The following is an 18203-nucleotide window of genomic DNA, read 5'->3' as shown; positions in this document are numbered from 1 at the left end:
TTCTGGCTTACAATCGCGGTGCGCGGCGCGGTGCCGCGCCTGTCTTTGGAACGCTGAAATGGAAATTACGACGATCATCCTGCTGTTGCTGGTGCCCTTGCTGGTGTGGCGGATCTACTCCCGCCTCAAGGCCGCCATGGGCCGCAGCCAGTCCATCCTGTGGCGCCACTACGCGGTGGTGCTGCTGCTGGCGGCGCTGGTGGGCGGGCTGGCCGCCAAGGTGCTCGACAGCCCGCTGGCGCTGGGCGCGCTGGCGCTGGGCCTGGCCGGCGGGATCGCGCTCGGCTACCGCAACATGCGGCTGAGCCGGCTGGAGAACACGCCCGAAGGCTATTTCTACACGCCCAACCTGCGCCTGGGCGTGCTGGTGTCGATGCTGTTCATCGCGCGCCTGTTGTACCGCGGCTTCGAGCTGTACCTGCAGATGCACAACGGCACCCCGTTGCCGCCCGAGGAATTCCACCGCAACCCGCTGACGGTGTTGCCGTTCTGCCTGCTGGCCGGCTTCTTCGGCAGCTACCACTGGTTGCTGGCGCGCTGGCAGCGCGGCCAGCAGCCGGTGCCGCGCGGCCCGCTCGACCGTCTGCTGTAACGCGCAAAACCGGCGCCCGGTTTTGCGCGCGTCCCGCGCTGGCGGGACTATCATTGGTACTGGAAATCGCGCATTTGATGGTATGCTTCATGTATCCTTGAGGCAACTTTATGTTCTGAGAAGAAATCCATGCGAATTTACGCCAGTCGATGAAGACGTCCATTTACGACAAGACCGCCAAAGGCCGCGAGGAGATCGCCACCCGGCGCTACCAGCTGGCGCCGCGCCTGCGCACGCTGCTGGTGATGGTCGACGGCCACCGGCCCGAGGATGAGCTGTTGCGCAACGTGGCCGGCCTGGGACTGACGGCCGACGCCATGCAGGAACTGCTGGCCCAGCAATTCATCGTGCTGTCGACCAGCTACAGCACCATCGACGCGCCGCTGGAGGAGGAGACAGCGATGATGGCCGTGCCGGCGACCGTGGCCGCGCCGGCGCCGGTGCCGATGCCGGCATCAGCGCCGGCCGTGCCGCCATCGGCCCCGGCCCCCGCCCCCGCTGCCAGCCCGCTCACCCAGGCCGAACGATTCCAGGCGCTGTACGATTTCTACAACAAAACCATCAAGAGCACGATAGGCTTGCGCGGCTTCACCTTGCAGCTGAAGGTGGAGAAAGCGGCGTGCGTGGAAGACTTCCGCGAATTGCGGCGCCCGTATCTGGAGGCGGTGTTGAAAGCCAAGGGCGGCGAACTGGCGCAACGCCTGGGCGAACAGCTCGATCAACTGCTCGGCGAGCGCCGCGACGACGACCTGGTGCGCTAAGCAAAAACGCAGCAAAAGCGGGGTCGGTGCCGACAATCGGCCATATTGCCGATTGCCGGAACCGACCCCGGCTTCTTGCTGACCCCGCTTATTTTGTCAGGCCGCCTTGGCCGCTTCGGTCGGGCGGCGCTGCAGCACGAAGATGGGCTGGGCCCACAACGTGTCCTTCTTCTTTTTGCTCGTGATGAGCGTCAGTTCCGACGGGTCGTAGACGTCCGTGTTGTGGGTGAGCGGCGTCGTCATCAGGTATTGCGCCTCGGTGTTCTTGAGGAACTCGCCCACCAGCTGGATGTTGCGGATGTCGAGGTGGGCGAACGGTTCGTCGATGAACACGAAGCCGCCCGAGCCATCCTCGGACTTCAACAAACCGATCAGCAGCACCAGCGATTTCATCACCTGCTGGCCGCCCGAGGCCTCGCCGTCGTTCATGCCGATCGGCCCCTTGCCGTCGAACTTGAAGCGCACGTGCAGGCCGGCCTGGGCCAGCTGGGTGTCGTCGTTCTCCAGCCGCACCGGGTCGGCGTGCACCTCGATGCCGGCCAGCTCGCCCAGCTCCTTGATGTTCTTGCTGTAGGTCTTGATCGTGTAGCGCAGCCGCTCGATGTAGGCGCCGCGCGCGTTGGCCGTGGCCTCGATGGCGCGGTTGTTCTGGTAACGGCGCTCGTCGGTCTCCGACTGGCGCCCGTGCAGCTGCTCGTTCAGGCGCTGGTACTGGTCGATCACGGTGGCGTCCAGCTCCCAGTCGCTTCGGGCCAGGCTCGCCTCCAGACTGTGGATGCGCAGCGCGACCTGGTGCGAGTTCTGGTGCTCGGCCACCAGCCGCGCGCGGCGCGCGGGACGGCGCCAGCTCTTGGGCAGATGGCGCCACGCGCGGCGCAGCGCCAGCAGCGCGCGCGCGTGGTCGCCGCGCTGTTCGATCTGGCGCTTGTTGTTCAGGCGCAGACCGGCCTCCGCCTCGGACAGGGCGAAGCGCGCGTTCTGCCACACCGTGTCGGTGCGGGTGCGCTGCACGGTGGCGTCCTTGATCAGCGTTTGCAGCTCGCCCAGGCGCGTGCCCACCTCCATGCGCTCCTCGCGCAGCGGCACGGCGTTGCGGGCCGCCTCATCGAATTCGGCCTGGCGCGCGGCCAGTTCCTTGGCCGCGTCCACGCCGGCGATGCGGGCCTTGAGCGCGCCCACTTCCGAGGCCAGCTTGCTGATGGCCAGCGTGAGCGCGTCCTCCTGCGCCTCCAGCGCCGGCAGCGACCTCTGGATCGCCTCCATGCGCTGGGTGCGGCCGGCCGAACCGAAGCGGTAGCGCGACGCCTCCACGAACAGCGAGCGGCCGCCGCGGCGTTCGCGGTGGTAGGCCTCGGGCGTGATCCATTCCTCGTCCTTGCCCAGCTTGAAGCCCTCGTCCACCGTGTCCACGCGGGCGATGCGCGACAGCTGGTCCACCAGCCAGGCCGGCACCGGCGCCGAGAACTTCACCACCGACAGCAGGCTGTCGTCCTTGACGCCGGGCGCCGTGACCAGCTCCGGCACGATGAAGTGGCGATAGCGCTCCTTCTCGGCCAGCCGGTAGGCGGCCGGCGCGTCCTTGGCTTTGTCGAGCAGCACCACGGAGGCATAGCCACCCAGCACACCCTCGACGGCGCCCTGCCAGCGCGCGTCCGTCACTTCCACGATGTCCGACAGCATGGCGTGGCCGATGCCGGCGTCGCGCAGCGCGCGCCGCATGCCGCGCACCGCTTCCGGTTCCGGCATGGCGGTCTTGCCCTGCAGCGCGGCGATGGTGGCCAGTTCGCCGGCGATGCGGGCCGACAGCGCCTCGCGCGCTTGCTTCTGGCGCGCCAGTTCCGCTTCCTTCTCCTCCAGCTGCTGCGCCACTTCGGCGATGTCGTTGCCGGAATCGGCGGCCAGCTTTTGCAGGCGGGCCTTCTGTTCCAGCAGGCTGTCGAGCGGTTTGAGCTTGCCGTTGATCTGACTGAGGCGGCTTTGCAGCGCCGTCGATTCCTGCTCCAGCACCGTTTCATGCTGCTGCGCTTCCGTCAGCGCTTTCGCTTGCGCGGCCAGCGCGTTGCGCTTGTCGGTCAACTGCTGGTCGGCCTGCGCCAGCGGCTTGCGCGCGTCGCGCAACTGGCGGCTCACGTTGGCGTGCTTTTCGCGCGCCTCGTGGTATTCCAGCGTCGGCAGCACTTCTTCCTGCAGGTTGCGGCGTTCCTTGTTCAGGTCTTCCCACTGGTGGTAGTTGGCCACGCGCAGGCGCAGGCCTTCCAGATTGGTCTTGGACGCTTCCAGCTCCGTCTCGAAGCGCTTCAGTTCCTGTTCCGTGTCGCGCTGGTGGCGCTTGGCCTCGTCGTAGGCGTCCAGCACCTCCTTGTCGCCGAACACCTGGAACACCAGGTCGAGCAACTGGCGCGGCGCGTATTCGCACAGCTTGTCCGTCTCGCCCTGCTCCAGCGCCAGCACCTTGGCCATGGCCGGCGACAGGCCGGCGTTGGCCAGGCGCTTGCGGTAGTTCTCCACGCCCAGCCAGTCGTTGGCCTCGGTGATCTCCTCGATCTGCACGTTCCCGGGACGCATCAGGTACTGGCGCTTCCAGTCGCCGCCGTTCTTCTGGATCTGGCAGAACAGCGTCACCTCGTCGTCGCTGAAGAAGCCGGAACTGCGGAACGGTCGGTTCGACAACTGCTTGCCGACGTTCTTGTTGTCGACCACGGCGCGCAGCCACGCCGTCTGCTGGCCCGAGTGGCGCGCGTAGTGCTTGTAGGTGCGGCCCATCGAGCAATCGAGGCCGAACAGGGTGCGCAGCGCGTCGAGCAGCGTGGTCTTGCCGGAGCCGTTCTGGCCGGCGATGGTGATGATCTTGGCGTCGAGCGGGATGTTCTTGATGCGCTGCCAGTAGTCCCAGTGCACCAGTTCGAGTGATTTGATGTGAAACATGGATTAGTCCCTGGCTGGAGTGTCGTCGGTCGGCGCGGCGGCGCTGTCGTCGCTGGCGCCCATGTCGGCGGCGTGGGTCTGGATGGCGTCGCCGGCGGGCAGCGCCTCGCGCAGTATGGCGTCGGGCACCTCGAACGCGGGCACTTCGAACGCCGGTTCTTCCTCGTCGGCCGGGGCGGCGGGCGCCTCGTCCACGGCCAGCGGCGGCGTGGCGCGCGGCACCGGGATGATCTGGGCCGGGGCGCGCTTGAACACGTCGGCCAGCGCGCCGTTGATGATGCGTTCCTTGAGCAGGTCGGTGTCCATCAAGAGGTCCAGCAGCGGGCCTTCCACGATCACGTCGCCGCGCCGTTCGATGAAGCCCAGCTTGGCCAGGATGCCGAGGTTCATGTCGAGGCGGGTCTTCTTGCCCAGCTTGTCGCCGAAATCGGCCAGCAGCGCCTTGTAGGCGATGCCGATCGAGGTGTCCTCGGCGCGCGGCAGCGGCTTCTCCACGCCGAACATGTCGTTCTGGTCGTCCTCGGCGTGCTGGTGGGTCTCCTGGCGCTCGCGCTTGGGCAGGATGATCTGCGCCCACAGCACCACCAGCAGGGCCACGCCGTCGCGCGACAGGCCGAAGTTGTTGTTCTGCCAGACGTCGCGCGCGCCGAAGATCTTCGGTTCGATGGCGCGCGTCAGGGCCAGCGTCACATGGTCGGCGTACACGTTGTCGAGCAGTTTGAGGCCGGTGGCCTGCAAGCGCGTGTCCACCTCGGCGCGGAACAACTCGTCCGACAGCACGCGCTTGACCAGCTTGTCGTCGCGGCGCAGGGTCTGGTGCGTCAGCAGGCGCGCGATCAGGATTTGTGCGTCGTCATTCATCGTTCTTGTCGCCTTGCGGATCGAGGGAGAGGGAGAGCGTGGCCAGCGACATGGCCGCCACGTGCAGGTCGGGCAGTTCGATCATCTCGTCGGACGGGGTGAAGGTCACGGGCAGGCGGGCCAGTTCGGCCGTGGCGCCCTGCAGGCTGGCCTCGGAGGCGTCGCCCAACAGCGGCAGCAGCGAGGCGCGGTAGGAGGCCACGGCGAAGGTGGCCGGCAGCAGCGAATCCTGGATCGGGATCGATTTCGGGGCTTCCTCCGCGATGCTGGGGAAATTGCCCAGCGCGGCGAAGTCGGACAGGCGCGCCAGCCAGTCGTCCAGTTCTTTTTGCATGGCGGGTGTGTCGTTGATGGTGGTGGGTGCATCCTGGCCGTCCGGCAGGCCGCCCGGCGCCACGCCGGACACGCGGTCCGACAGCAGCTCGGTCTCGGCCACGTCGATCATCTCGGCCGGCGTGATGAACAGCGGCACGACCGGCTGGTCGATGGCGCCGTCGGCCAGCGAGGCCAGGTCTTCATGTTGCAGCAGCCAGCGCTTGATGTCGGTGGTCGACAGGCCGGACTGGCCCAGGTGCACGCGCTGGCGTTCGATCTGGTTCAGGGCGCGCGAGAACATGCCCTGCATGTTGAGCAGCGCGCTCTGGGCCCGGCCGATGGCCTGGGCCGCCTTGTGGGTGGCGCTGTCCGCGTTCTCGTCGGCCGTGATGGCGCGCAGGATCTCGGAACCCTTCTCGACCCAGTCGCAGGCCATGTGCCACTTGGCCTGCGAGGCGCGCAGGCGGAATTCGGAGCCGGAGGCGATGGCGTCGGCGAATTCCTCGGTCAGTTCGACCAGGCGGCCCAGCAGGTGCTGGAGCTGCTCGACGGTGACGCCGCCCACGGCCTGGGCCCCGGCCACCTGCGACAGCAGGAAGCCCATCTCCGCCTCGTCCTCGTTCTGGCCCAGCGCCAGCAGGCCGTCGATGGCCGACAGCACGTTGCGGGCCATGGGTGTGACGCGGTACACGGCTTGCTGGGCGTCCCAGGCCAGGAGCTGGTTCGAGCGCAGGCGCATCAGCACCGTCTCCAGGCTCTCGGGCAGCAGGTAGGCCAGGCGGGTGTTGATGTCGGCGCGCGAGAACGCCGACGTGGCCGTGTCGGACGCCAGTTCGCGCAGCACCAGCAGGCGCACCAGCACGCCGTCGAAGCCGCCGTGGAACAGGGCCGTGAACACCTGCAGCAGCGGTTGCGCGCGCTTCAGGTGGTAGACCTGCTCGATCTCGTCAGCCGATACGTTGGGCTGGAAATGGGCTTGCAGCGTGTCCTGGTGCTCGGTGCCGGTGAGCGGTGCTTCCGCAGCCGTGGCTGCATTTGCCAAAATTTCTATCATTCTGTGCCATTCTCGATGATGATTAAGATGACAACAGAATCGGCCCTCGCGGGCCCGTCATCTTCATCGCGGGGGCGTCAGTATATCAGGCACGGCCGCTATTTCCTGCTGATCTTGTCGAGCGTCTGGTCGACGAAGTCGCCGTCCGCGTCGGCGAAGCGGATGCGCACCGGATACCACTCGAGCGACGGCGCCAGCCACAGGTCGACCTGCTGGCCCTGGGCGTCCGGCGGCGGCGCCTTGACCAGGTGCAGCGCGTCGACGTCGCCCTGGCCCGTGTGCACGGTCTCGTGGTCGACCACCTTGAACACCCACGGCTCGGCGTCGCGCGGGCCGGCCACGAAATAGGCCCACTCGGTGCCCGGCTTGAAGCGCTCGGGGTTGGCCCGGGCCTGGGCCAGCAGCTGCCACGGGGCGCTGGTGCGGTCCTGCTCCCCACCCTTGAGCGGGTAGCTGTCGTCGCCGTCGGTGAACACGATGGTCTTGCTGTCGCGCTTGAAGGTGGTGGTGCTGGGGTCCTTGCGGAAGCGCTTCTGGTAGAACGTGAGGGGCGCCAGGCCGTAGCCGTCCACCAGTCCCTCGCTGCGGTTCTCCAGGATTTTGCCGAAGATGACGGCGTGGCTCTCGGTGCTGATGCTGTACTTGCCCTCGCCCGCCTGCCACGCCACCACGGCGTCGCCCGAGATGGGCAGGCTGCGCTGGCGCGCGGAGATCGTGTAGCGCAGCTGGGCCGACGGCGGCAGGTTGTAGGCGCGGCGCACGCTGGGGTGCTCGCTGGCCGTGGCGGCGGCCGCGTTGGCCGCGCCCGCGCCGGCGGCCTGGCCGCGCTGGGCGGCCGTCGCCGGCATCGGCGCCGCCAGCACGGCGGCCGCCAGCAGCAGCGCCGCCGAGGTGTTCGTTGTAGTCATAGTCATTTTCCCGAATCTGTCATGGTTATCCTGGAGACGGTCTGCGTGGTCAGCGCGCCGCTCGCTTCCGTGTTGCGGATCTGGACCGGATACCAGTACCGCGAGGGCGCCAGCCACACGTCCAGCCGCGATGAATAGGTGCCCGGCTTGGGCGGGCGGGTCAGGTGCCAGGTCTGCAGCTTGCCCAGCCCCGTCTCCAGCTCCTCCTCGCCCACCAGCTGGAAGCGGAAGATGTTCGCCTCCTTGTCCTCGCCCACCAGGATGTCGATGTCGGTGCCGAACTGGTTGGGGTCGGCCCGGCCGATGGCGCCCAGCTGGAACGGCACCGTGGCCTTGTCCTGCGCCCCCACCAGCAGCGGGTAGCTGCGTTCGGACGCGGAGAACGTGATGGTGCCGTCGTCGCGGTTGAAGTGGGTGGCCGTCTGCGAACGGCCGCTGCGCTTCTCGGTCGCCGTGACCGGGGCGATGCCGAAATCGTCGATGGTGCCGGTGCTGGTCAGCACCAGCAGGTTGAGGCGGGTGATCAGCATGCTGATGCCGGCCTCCACCGACAAGGTGTAGCTGCCGCCGTCAGTATGCCACTTCATGGCCGCCTCGCCCGTCCATTTGGTGCCGTTGGCGTCCACCCGGCGCACGTCGAGCAGGAAATCGGCCGAGGGCGGCAGGTTCACCTTGTAGCGGCGCATGCCCTGGCCCGGCGCCTGCACGGGCGGGGCCGGCGGCGCGTCGCTGGTCTGGGCCGTGGGGGCCGGGGCCGCGCCGGGCGTGGCTTGGTCGGCGCCCGCCTGCGGCTGGGCGGCGGCCGGGGCGCGCTCGGCGCCGGACTGCGCTTGCGCGCCGGCGCCGTTGTCGGCAGCGCCGCCGTCGGCCACGGGCGGCACCGGCGCGGGCGCCGGCTCGGCCATTGCTGCGGGTGTTGGCTCGGGCGCTGGTTCGGGCGCGGGCGCGGGCGCGGGCGCCGGTGCCGGTGCCGGCGGTGGCGGTGGCGGCGGCGCGGGCTTGGGTGCTGGCTTGGGGGCCGGCTTGGGTGCGGGCTTTGGTGCCGGCTTGGGTGCGGACGCGCTCAACGGTTGCAACTCCGGCAGCGGCGCCGCCTCATGGTGCCGCGGCAGGGCCAGGTGCAGCTGGGCCGTGACGAGCGACGGCGGCGGCCGGCGGCGCGCCTCGCGCTGCCCCAGCTGGGTGCCGACCCAGTCGATGGTCAGGTAGTGCAGCGCCACGGTGGCGGCGCCCAGCAGCAGCCAGCGGCGGCGTGGGCGGAGGAAGGTGGCGATCGTCATGGCGCTAGTTTAACGTGTCCGGGCCCTGGTCCGCTGACGACGGCGGCGCCCGCAGGCGCCGGCGCGTCAATCGCGGGCGCGAATGTTGTCAAAACCTTTTGAACGCCCCTCCGATATCTGCTACGCTAATCGCTCACTCACAGGAGAACCCAGCCATGTCTAACCCTCAAATGCCCAACATCCCAGGCGCTGCAGTCATGACGGACACACTCGATTTCGTCAAGAACCTGTGGGGGAGCATGAGCGTGCCGGGTCTGACGGCGCCCACCCTGTCCGTGGATGAACTGGACAAGAAGATCAATGACCTGAAGGCCGTGGAAACGTGGCTGAACCTGAACATGAGCATGCTGCGCGGCAGTATCCAGGCGCTGGAGGTGCAGCGCGGCACCATCGCCACGCTCAAGTCGGTCGGCGCCAGCATGGCGGCGGCCGTCAACCAGGGCGGCGGCGACGCCAAGTCGCTGCTCGACACGGTGCCCTACGCGTCCGTGTTCTTCCAGCAGGCGGCCCAGGCGGCGGCGCCGGCCAAGGCGCCCGTGAAGGAAACGCCGGCCGCGCCGGCCGCGCCAGCCGCGAGCGCGCCCCCGGCCGCCGACGCCGGTGCGGCCAAACCGGCCGCCGGCCCGAACGCCGACGCGACGGCGCAAATGGCCAATCCGGCCATCTGGTGGAATCTGCTGCAGGACCAGTTCAAGCAGGCCGTCTCCAGCACGCTGGGACCGGAAGCGATGAGCAACGCCGGCAAGATGGCGGCGGCGGCCACGGCGGCCGCCACCTCGGTGGCGAAATCGGCGGCCAACGCCGCCACGGCGGCCAGCGCCGCCGCCAAGCCCAAGGCGGAAACGGATGCGGCCAAGCCGGCCGCCAAGGCACCCGCCAAAGCCGCCGCCAAGCCGCGCGCCGTCAAGGCCAAGCCGGCCGTCAAGCCTTCGGCGCAGTAAGCGCGTTCTGTCGGTGTTGCGCGGCGGCGTACGCCGCCGCCGTCAGGACAGGCGCAGGATGCGGATGGCCTCGATCAGGCCGTCCGCCTGGCGCTGAACTTTCTCGATATTGATCAAACCCTCGTCCGCCAACAGCTTGGCGCCGTCGAGCGCGCCCTGGAAGCTGTCGAGCGTGTCGCCCTTGGCGGTCACGGGCCGGATCCAGGCGGTGCCGCCGATTTTCATTTTTTCGTAGACTTCTTTGGCGATATCGCGCATGGGTGTGCCCTTCTCTTGGCTGTTGCTTATCATAGGGCGCGGGGTAGCCGCACTGGCCACGGGCCGCGCCGGATTTTCAGTGTAATCATTTGACCGGCGTGCAACAAGCGCGCGCGTCGCCGGCGTTGCGTCCATCCATCACTCGGACACGCTCTGTTCCAGCGCCTCGGCCACCTCGTCGAGCGCGGCCACGGGGGCCGGCGCCAGCAGGGCCAGTTGCTCCATCAGCTGGGCGAAGCGCTGCTGGCCCGGCGCGATGTGATCGACATGCATCAGCACCGCGATGGCCTCGTCCGACAGCTCGCGCGAATAGCCCCTCTGCTGCAGGTGGGAGATGATGATCTGGGCCGAGTTGAACAGGATGCGCATGTTGTTGGGCAGCGCCAGGCGCGCCTCGCGCATCCAGTCGACGGCCTCGTCCAGCTTGCCCGTCTTCCACAGCAGCACGCCCTTGTTCATCATGTCGGCCGCCTCCTTGCGCGAGGACTTGATGAGGGCCTCGCCCTCCTCGCCCATGCGCGCCTTGTCGAACACCTTCTGGATGTCGTCCAGCAGCGGCTCGTTGTCGTCGTTGTTGCGGGCCACGTAGCACAGCAGGTCCACCGGCGCCTCCTTGACGCCGACCGCGAACAGCAGCGTGGCCATCTCCATGCAGGTGGGCACGTCGGGACGCAGCTTCTCCTCCACCAGCATCTGTTCCAGCTCGTCGCCGGACTTGCGCGCGCGCCGGTAGTCGCCGCTCTCGTGGTAGACCAGGCCCTCGGTGATCTTGGCGCGCAGGTTCACATGGTCGCCCGAGAACTGCTGCAGCGCGGAGTTCAGCAGCCGCAGCGCCTCCTTGGTGTCGTTCTTCTGGCCGTACACGCGGGCCAGGCCGAAATACGCGTCCACCGTCTTGAGGATCGAATATTCGCCGATCTCGATGCACTTGCGGAAGGCCCGCTCGGCCAGCGGGATGTTACCCAGCTTGAGGGCGGCCATGCCCAGGCTGCGCTGGCGCGGCACGGAATTGGGCGACAGCTTGGCCGCCTTCTCCAACACGTCGCACGCCTCCTCGGTCTTGCCCATGCGCTGATAGGCCTGCGCCAGCTGGTCGAAGGCGTCGATGTAGAAACGGTTCTCCGCGATCACGCCCTGGAACATCTGGCGCGCCGCCTCCAGCTCGCCGTTGTTCATGCGGATCTTGCCCAGGCCCGTGCGGGCCCAGTTGTATTCGCGGCCCTCGAGCACCCGCTCGTATACGGCGCGCGCCTGTTCCGGCTCGCCCGCCTTGAGCAGCAGGTTGGCCTTCATGCGCAGCAGGTCGACCTCGTGCAGCTTGTTGTGGGCGATCTGCTCGTCGCACAGGCGGGCCGCGCGCAGGAAGTCCTTGTCGGCGAAGGCCTGGTCGATCTCGCGGAAGATCTGCTTCTTGTGCCACACGCGGTTCAAGCGGGTCAGGAGCACACCTTCCGTGATCGGCTTGATGATGTAGGCGTCCGGCTGGTGCTCGGCCGCGCCCATCACCGACTCCACGCTCTTCTCGGCCGACACCATCAGCCACACGCTGCTGGGCAGCATCAGGTGCTTGATGCGGGCCTCCTCCAGCACCTGCTGGCCGTTCTTGCCGTCGCCGAGGTTGTAATCGCACAGCACCACGTCGTAGCGCGTCTTGGCCAGCAACACCATGGCCTCGCCGCCGCTGGCCGCCTGGTCGATGTGCTTGGCGCCCAGGTTGCGCAGCGATTCGCGCAGCAACTGGCGGATGCCGACGAAATCGTCGACCAGCAGATAGCGTTTCTCGGCCCAGTCGACGGCGTCGATGGCGGCGGGATGGAGGACGGTGGGGGTCATGGCGCGCGGCTTCCTAAGGCAGGCGCAGGACGAAGCAGCCGCCGCCCAGCGCGCCGCCGTTGGTCAGCGCGATGCTGCCGCTGCGCTGGCGGTGCTTGTGCATGCGCGCCACTTCGCGCGAGAAGTACAGTCCCAGGCCGCTGCTGTTGGTGAGGAAGTTGACGCGGCTTTGCTCCATCGGCGCCGCGCCGGCGGCCAGCATGGCGGGCGGGAAGCCGTCGCCGTTGTCCTCGACCCGCAGTTCCAATTCTTCGCCGTCGACGCGGATGGCCAGGCGCACGCGGTCGCGCGTGTAGCGGATCGCGTTGTTGATGGCGTGCACCAGCACACCGATCACCAGGTCTTCATCGAAGGACCAGATCAGCTCCGGCGCGTAATCGAGTTCCAGCGCGATGCCGCGCGACTTGAGCAGGATGCGCGCCTGCGACGCCACCTGCTCCACCAGCTCGCCGATCTGCTGCGGTGCCGGGTCGAACGGGTAGCCGGGCTTGCCCACTTCCTTGTACAGGGCCAGCAGCTGGATCAGGTTGTCGTTCAGGCGGCGGGTCTGGTACAGCATGTGGGCCATCTGGCTGTACGGCGTCGGTTCGGCCGTCGCGGCCGGATCGCTGTCGGCCGGCGCCGCAGCCGGTGCCGGCGGCGGCGCGGCCGACAGCAGCTGCTCCAGCGTGCCGCTGAGCACACCGATCGAGTTCTTCATGTCGTGCACGGTCGAAGCCAGGAACAAAAACAGCTCGGGCGCACCCGCTTGGTCATCCATCATTCCGCTCTCCGTCAAGGGCCGCGCGGCGCCCTTGCTGCCCGCATTGTAGGAGTTGAATTATATCCTGCCGACAAGTGTAAAACGCTTGGAATTGCGCTGCAGCAATAGATCAGTTGGCGCGGATGCAACGCTCGCCAGGCCGGCGGGCGCGTTACTGGCTGCGGCGGCGCTGCTTGAGCAGGAAGCGGCCCGGATCGAGCGCCTCGGCCAGCATGGCTTCCACCGGCAGCGGCGTGCCCTCCAGTTGCGACACCAGCAGCTCGGCCATCAGCGGCGCCCAGATCAAGCCGCGCGACGCGTAGCCCAGCAGACCATACAGGCCGGGATGGCGCGGCACATCCTCGAGCTGCTCGAGCCGGCCGGCCGACGGATAGTCGGGCAGCGGCCCGACCAGCGGCAAGCGGTCCGGCGCCGCGCTGCGGAAGCCGACCCGGCCCGCCAGCGGCGCGTCGGCCGCCGACGCGCCGTCCAGCATCTCGGCCATCCGCGTCAGGTTCTGCTGATGGCAGGATGGGCGCAGGGCGGGATCGTCGGCCATGCCGTAGGTGGCGCCGACGCATACCACACCATCCGACGGCGGCGTCACATACCCTTCGCGGCACACCACCAACGACAGCGCCGGCGCGCGGTCCTGCGCCAGGTGCGTGACCTGGCCACGCACGGCCGACAGCGGCAATTCGGCCGCCTGCGCCAGCCGCTTGGCGCCATTGCCGTTGGCCAGGATCAGCGTGGGCGCCTGCGCCAGCAACGCGCCATCGGCCGCGCGCACCTGCCATTCGCCGTCCACCCGCGCCAGCGTGAGCGCCTCGGCATGGAACACACGGCGCAGGCGTTCGCCGCACGCGTCCAGCATGGCCTGGCACAGCGACGACGGACGCGCCCAGCCCCCCTGCCCGAACAGCCAGGCGCCATGCGGCGTGGCCGAACCGAGCAAGGCGCTGGCGGCCGGCGCATCGAGCCAGCGCACGAATTCGGGTGGATAGCCGCCCTCCTCCACCACCTCGCGCTGCACGCCGTCATGCTCGGCGTCGCGCGCCAGTTGCAGCACGCCGCAGCTGGCGCCCTTGAACGCCCGCCCCACACCGCCCATGCGTTGCCATTCGCGCAGCGCGAACAGGTAGGCGGTACGGGTCAGGCGGGTGGGAATGTTGTCGTCCTTGGACAGCAGCGGCATGAAGATACCGGCATGGTTGCCCGACGCTTCCTGCGCCGGCCCCTCATGGCGTTCGACCAGGGTCACGTCCCAGCCGCGCGCGCACAGGCGCTGGCAGGCGGCGGAACCGGCCACGCCAGCGCCGATGACGATGGCGCGCCGCACGGGCGCGGGCGGCGCCGGCGGCTGCGGGCGGCGGCTCGCGAACCGCGCTTCAATATCGGGAACAGCATGGCCGCGCGTCTCCGGCACGACCTTGCAGGCGAAACCGGCGGCCGTCAGCGCCCACACCAGCGCCTCGTCGGGCGACTGCGCCAGCAGCGTGGCGCCAGGCGTGGCCAGGCTGGCCAGCGCGCCGGCCAGCGTGCGCGCCGGCGGCTGCTCGCCAACGGCGGCGGGCAGGTGGAACGCGTGCACGCGCGCCACGACCTGCGGCAGCATCGCTTCCACCGCGCCCACCATCAGGTCGAGCGTGACGCGGCCGCCATCGAGCACGATGCGGTGCGTGCCCGGCATGGGCAACGACCACAGCGCGCGCAATTGCGGGTCGCCGATGTCGGCCGCGGCCGGCGGTCGCGGTGCGATGGCGATGTAGTGCAGTTCGCCGGAGCTGGCGGCCCAGTTTTCCATGAAATGGGCGCCATCGCCGAAATCCGTGGCGAGGATCACGTGAAGCGCGCTCATGCCCGCCGCTCCGTGTGGCGGAAGCAGGCCGGATCGTGATCGTCCACCATGCCGATGCCCTGCATGTAGGCGTAGACGATGGTCGAGCCGACGAACTTGAAGCCGCGCTTGGCCAGGTCTTTGGAGATGCGGTCGGACAGCGCCGTCTTGCTGGGGCGCGGCTGTTCGGCGTTGACGATGGGCCGGCCGTCCACGTAGTCCCACAGCAGGCGGTCGAGCGAGCCGCCCTCCGCGCGCAGGCGCAGGTAGGCGCGCGCGTTGCTGATGGCGGCCGCCACCTTCAGGCGGTTGCGCACGATGCCGGGATCGGCCAGCAACTGCGCCACCTTGGCCTCGTCGTAGGCGGCGATCTTTTCCGCGTCCCAGTGGTCGAACGCGGCGCGGTAGCTGTCGCGTTTGTTGAGGATGGTTTCCCAGCTCAGTCCCGCCTGCGCGCCCTCCAGGTTCAGCATCTCGAACAGGCGCAGCTCGTCGTGGCAAGGCACGCCCCATTCGTGGTCGTGGTAATCGAGATAGCGGGGATTGGCCGGGTTGGCCCAGCGGCAGCGGGTGATGGTCATGGCGGCGGATTCGGGAGCTTGAGGCGCGGAAGGCGAACAGTATAAATAATTAAATGAAAACAGCTGGCGGTACGTGGAAACGGCCAGCGAGCTTCTTGATTTGGCGAACGTTGAGATCGCGTTTGCCACGCAAAATCTCAGATACCACGCCCTGGCTCCCTATCTCGGGAAGATCGGACTGAGATAGATTGTGTTGCTCCATCAGAAACCGTAACATCGCAACCGGGGCAACTTCAGCTGGCGGGTTGTTCGCTTCCTCATAGTCGCCAATCAATGCGCCAAGCGCATTGGTCAAATCGGCGAGCGGCGAACGCTCGTCGGCGGCGCCAGCATCGAGCAACTGGTTTAAGACGGCGATCGCCTTATCGTAGTCCGCGTCCGTGCGAATGGCATGCAGCGGGACCACAGCCGTCAACGCCTGAAAACGGTTGGTAATGTCTTCTATCACCTCACGGTCCATTACGGCTGCCATTTGGCGTACTCCTTGTGCGTAAAAACGTGCCGGACATACAGCTTTTGCTGATCGAAATGTATCGCAGCTATCAGGCGATACTTATTGCCGCCGATATCGAAGACATAGTAAATCCCTACCTTATCGACAGCGTTGAAAGTCGCTTTTACCTCAGCGAAATTCGAAAATGGCCGGGATTCGACAATCTTGCGCCAAGCCTGCAGTGACGCCCCGGCTGACGGGTGGATCGCCGAGAAATCTACCAGGGCTTTGTTAGATATCACGCGCATAAGGGCACTCTATCTCATTTTGAGATATTTGCATAATCTTTTCGTGTAGCTATCCTATGTGTTCAGTACCGGCGCCCGACCATGCCTCACGCGCGCGCCAGCAACTGCTCGGCCGCGAAGATGCCCGACAGCAGCGACGTGCTCACGCCGAAGCCCGGATAGGAGGTCTGGCCCGCCTGGTACAGGCTGGGGATGGGCGTGGCGTGCGGATACTGGGCGCGGCCGTCGGCGGCCGGCGACAAGCCGTACACCGCGCCCTCGTACAGGAACATCCGGTCGCGGAAATGGCGCGGCGAACGCACGCGGCGCACCGCCACGTCCAGCGGATGCAGCGCCGCCAGGGCTTGCTGCGCGGCCTGCGCCACCTGCTCCGTGCGCGCGTCGCTCCACGCATCGGGCGAGAGCGACTGGTCGATGGTCGGATACAGTTCGATGATGCTGCCGCCATCGCGCGCCAGTTCAGGCGCGGTGACGGTGGGCACGGTGTAGGCCAGGCACGCCATATCGCCGGCATCGAGGAAGCGGTGCTGCTGATCCATCAACGGCGTGCGGTAGTTGAAGTGGCTGACGCCATCGATGCGGTTGCGCAGCCCGAGCTGCACCGACACGGCCCGCTGCGACAGCGGCGCGCGCTGCGTCTTCCTGCGCATGGCGGCCGGAACGTCGGCCGCGTTCAGCAGCGAGGCGAAGGTGTGCATGCCGCTGACGGTGGACACGATGGCGTCGTACGGCATGGCGCCCCTCTCCGCCACGGTCAATCCGGCGGCGCGGCCATGCGCCACGTCGATGGACGACACCGGCGCGCCGCAAACGAGCTTGCCGCCCAGCGCGCGCAGGCGCTGCTCGAGCGCCGCCGGGATGGCGCCCATGCCGGCCACCGGCAGGTAGAACTGGTCGAGCAGCATGGCCATCGTGCCCACCATCTGCAACGCCGGCGTGCGCTCCGGCGCCAGCCCCGTGTACAGCGTGACGTTGGCCAGCGCGGCGCGCAATTTTGGATCGGCGATGTGACGCGCCAGTTCCTTGCCCACGGTGCCGGCCAGCTTGGGCAAATGACGCCAGGTGGCCGCCAGCAGGCGTGGTACGGACAACGGCTGCACGATGATTTCACCGGTCAGGACGTCGTACAGTTCACGCCAGCGCGACACCAGTTGCGCCAGTTCGGCCTGCAACTCGGCGGTGCGGCCATCGAGGCCGGCGCCTTGGGCGGCCAGCGCACTGCCAACGCCGAAGCGGATCGCGCTGCCATCGTCGAACAGGGAAGTCTGCATGCGTTCGATCCGGCGCAGCGGCAGCAGCGCGGCGCGGTCCATGCCCAGCCGCGCAAAGCCGACGTCGAGAATGCCGGGGATGGCCAGGTACATGGCGCCGTCGTTGAACAGGTAGCCGTCGAGCTCCGTGGTGGTGCAGCAGCCGCCGGCGCGGTCCGCGCGTTCGTACACGGTCACATCGAACCCGCGTTGGGCCAGGTGGATGCCGGCGGCCAGGCCGGCCACGCCCGCGCCGATCACGGCGACCGTTTTCGTCTTCATGCGCGCTCCTCGGAAAAGCCCGGCCGCGCAAGGAGAAAGATCGACCGGGGCGGCACACAATCTATCACTGTTTTAACAACGTTGCTGACCGCGTGCGCCGCCCCGCGCGGCCCGGTGTTACTTGCCCGGGTTCTTCAGCGCGTGCTTCAGGTTTTCGCTCATGGGGAATTTGAAGGTCGGCGTGAGGAACCACCTGGCGTAGATTTTGGTGAATTCGCCCGAGGCGTTGAGCTTGGCCAGCGTGGCGTCCACCACCTGTTGCAGCGGTTTGTTATCCTTGCGCAGCATGATGGCGATCGGGTCGGTCGCCAGCGATTCCTTCAGCAGCACGAAGCCTTTCGGATTGCTGGCGGTGGCCGCCAACTGCGCCAGCTGCACGTCGTCATGGACGAAGGCGTCGACCTTCTTCTGCTGCAGCGCGCCGAACGATTCCACGTTGTCGTGCGACTTGACGAACTGGATGTGCAAGCCCTGCTCAATATCCGCCTTGGCCAGCAGTGGCGCGCCGGACGCGCCCTGGTTGACGATCACGCGCTTGTCCTTCAGGTCGGCGACGGACTGGATGCCGGCATCGGCACGCACCATGACCTTGGTATCGGAGTAGAAAATCGGCGTGGAGAACGCCACTTCGGCGGCGCGCTGCGGCGTGACCGAGGTCGAACCGCACTCCAGATCGACGGCGCCATCCTTCACCTTCGCGATCCGGTCGCTGGACGACGCCAGCACATAGTTCACTTGCAGGTCGGGCTGGCCCAGCTCCTTCTTGATGGCCTCGACCACGGCGCCGCACAGGTCGATGGTGTAGCCGGCCGGCTTGTGGTGGGCGTCGGCGAACGAGAACGGCTGCGACGCGTCGCGGTAGCCGATCGTGATCGCGCCGGGCTTGGCCAGCTTGAGCGCCCCGCCAGCTTCGCCCGCCACCGCGCCGGCCATCATGCCCAGCAGCGCAGCCGCCATCATTACTTTATTGCTTCGCATATTCCATCTCCCGTTGTTGTTGTGACGTCGAACACAGGGAGATAGCAATCGGCATGCCAATGCC

Annotated in this window: 16 protein-coding genes and 1 pseudogene; 3 read left to right on the top strand and 14 right to left on the bottom strand. The window is 67.7% G+C overall.

Going from position 1 to position 18203, the window contains the following annotated elements; genetic code table 11:
• The first annotated feature begins 58 nt into the window (after positions 1 to 58).
• Positions 59 to 592, top strand: coding sequence for a CcdC protein domain-containing protein (locus tag AC1RQG_RS02695; protein WP_493128019.1), 534 nt, complete (start codon positions 59 to 61; stop codon positions 590 to 592).
• Between the two features lie 149 nt (positions 593 to 741).
• The gene (locus AC1RQG_RS02690) at positions 742 to 1353 is read left to right on the top strand and encodes a hypothetical protein (RefSeq protein ID WP_493128017.1); all 612 of its coding nucleotides are present in this window, start codon (positions 742 to 744) and stop codon (positions 1351 to 1353) included.
• A 96-nt stretch (positions 1354 to 1449) separates the two neighbouring features.
• Here the strand turns inward: AC1RQG_RS02690 and AC1RQG_RS02685 are convergent, their stop codons facing one another.
• From AC1RQG_RS02685 to AC1RQG_RS02665, 5 genes and pseudogenes are all read right to left on the bottom strand, one after another.
• Positions 1450 to 4278, bottom strand: coding sequence for an ATP-binding protein (locus AC1RQG_RS02685; protein WP_493128015.1), 2829 nt, complete (start codon positions 4276 to 4278; stop codon positions 1450 to 1452).
• A 135-nt stretch (positions 4279 to 4413) separates the two neighbouring features.
• Positions 4414 to 5139 (bottom strand): annotated as a pseudogene (locus AC1RQG_RS02680) (hypothetical protein); the annotation flags it as partial.
• A complete protein-coding gene (locus tag AC1RQG_RS02675) occupies positions 5132 to 6508 on the bottom strand; it encodes a hypothetical protein (protein ID WP_493128013.1) in 1377 nt (458 codons plus the stop codon). The gene AC1RQG_RS02675 and the pseudogene AC1RQG_RS02680, both read right to left, overlap by 8 nt.
• 98 nt (positions 6509 to 6606) lie before the next feature.
• Positions 6607 to 7416 carry a DUF3108 domain-containing protein gene (locus tag AC1RQG_RS02670; protein WP_493128011.1) on the bottom strand — a complete coding sequence of 270 codons (810 nt, stop codon included), beginning with the start codon at positions 7414 to 7416 and terminating at the stop codon, positions 6607 to 6609.
• A gap of 2 nt (positions 7417 to 7418) precedes the next feature.
• Positions 7419 to 8696 (bottom strand): DUF3108 domain-containing protein, encoded by a 1278-nt coding sequence (locus AC1RQG_RS02665; protein WP_493128009.1) that lies wholly within the window; start codon positions 8694 to 8696, stop codon positions 7419 to 7421.
• A gap of 155 nt (positions 8697 to 8851) precedes the next feature.
• On the opposite strand from AC1RQG_RS02665, the gene AC1RQG_RS02660 reads away from it, so the two are divergent.
• Entirely contained in the window at positions 8852 to 9637 is a 786-nt protein-coding gene (locus AC1RQG_RS02660) for a PhaM family polyhydroxyalkanoate granule multifunctional regulatory protein (RefSeq protein WP_493128007.1), read from the top strand.
• A gap of 42 nt (positions 9638 to 9679) precedes the next feature.
• Here the strand turns inward: AC1RQG_RS02660 and AC1RQG_RS02655 are convergent, their stop codons facing one another.
• The 9 genes from AC1RQG_RS02655 to AC1RQG_RS02615 all read right to left on the bottom strand — a co-directional run bounded on the left by AC1RQG_RS02655 (position 9680) and on the right by AC1RQG_RS02615 (position 18139).
• Complete coding sequence (locus tag AC1RQG_RS02655; RefSeq protein ID WP_493128005.1) at positions 9680 to 9895, bottom strand: hypothetical protein; 216 nt, start codon at positions 9893 to 9895, stop codon at positions 9680 to 9682.
• A gap of 138 nt (positions 9896 to 10033) precedes the next feature.
• A complete protein-coding gene (locus AC1RQG_RS02650; RefSeq protein ID WP_493128003.1) occupies positions 10034 to 11728 on the bottom strand; it encodes a tetratricopeptide repeat protein in 1695 nt (564 codons plus the stop codon).
• 13 nt (positions 11729 to 11741) lie between these two features.
• Positions 11742 to 12488 (bottom strand): sensor histidine kinase, encoded by a 747-nt coding sequence (locus AC1RQG_RS02645; RefSeq protein WP_493128228.1) that lies wholly within the window; start codon positions 12486 to 12488, stop codon positions 11742 to 11744.
• Between the two features lie 154 nt (positions 12489 to 12642).
• Positions 12643 to 14328 (bottom strand): FAD-dependent 5-carboxymethylaminomethyl-2-thiouridine(34) oxidoreductase MnmC1, encoded by a 1686-nt coding sequence (gene mnmC1, locus AC1RQG_RS02640; protein WP_493128001.1) that lies wholly within the window; start codon positions 14326 to 14328, stop codon positions 12643 to 12645.
• On the bottom strand, positions 14325 to 14888 hold the full coding sequence (locus AC1RQG_RS02635; RefSeq protein ID WP_493127999.1) for a DNA-3-methyladenine glycosylase I: 564 nt from the start codon (positions 14886 to 14888) through the stop codon (positions 14325 to 14327). Before AC1RQG_RS02635 ends, mnmC1 begins: the two co-directional genes overlap by 4 nt.
• A 49-nt stretch (positions 14889 to 14937) precedes the next feature.
• On the bottom strand, positions 14938 to 15360 hold the full coding sequence (locus AC1RQG_RS02630) for a helix-turn-helix domain-containing protein (RefSeq protein WP_493127997.1): 423 nt from the start codon (positions 15358 to 15360) through the stop codon (positions 14938 to 14940).
• Complete coding sequence (locus tag AC1RQG_RS02625; RefSeq protein WP_493127995.1) at positions 15348 to 15629, bottom strand: type II toxin-antitoxin system HigB family toxin; 282 nt, start codon at positions 15627 to 15629, stop codon at positions 15348 to 15350. Before AC1RQG_RS02625 ends, AC1RQG_RS02630 begins: the two co-directional genes overlap by 13 nt.
• 86 nt (positions 15630 to 15715) lie before the next feature.
• Entirely contained in the window at positions 15716 to 17161 is a 1446-nt protein-coding gene (locus AC1RQG_RS02620; RefSeq protein ID WP_493127993.1) for a phytoene desaturase family protein, read from the bottom strand.
• Positions 17162 to 17278: 117 nt separating this feature from the next.
• Positions 17279 to 18139, bottom strand: coding sequence for an amino acid ABC transporter substrate-binding protein (locus AC1RQG_RS02615; protein ID WP_493127991.1), 861 nt, complete (start codon positions 18137 to 18139; stop codon positions 17279 to 17281).
• Positions 18140 to 18203: the final 64 nt, after the last annotated feature.

The organism is Rugamonas sp. GW822-FHT03B10 (genome assembly GCF_058801745.1).
Note: the sequence above shows the minus strand (reverse complement) of the source record. Positions and strands in the feature narration are given on the sequence as shown.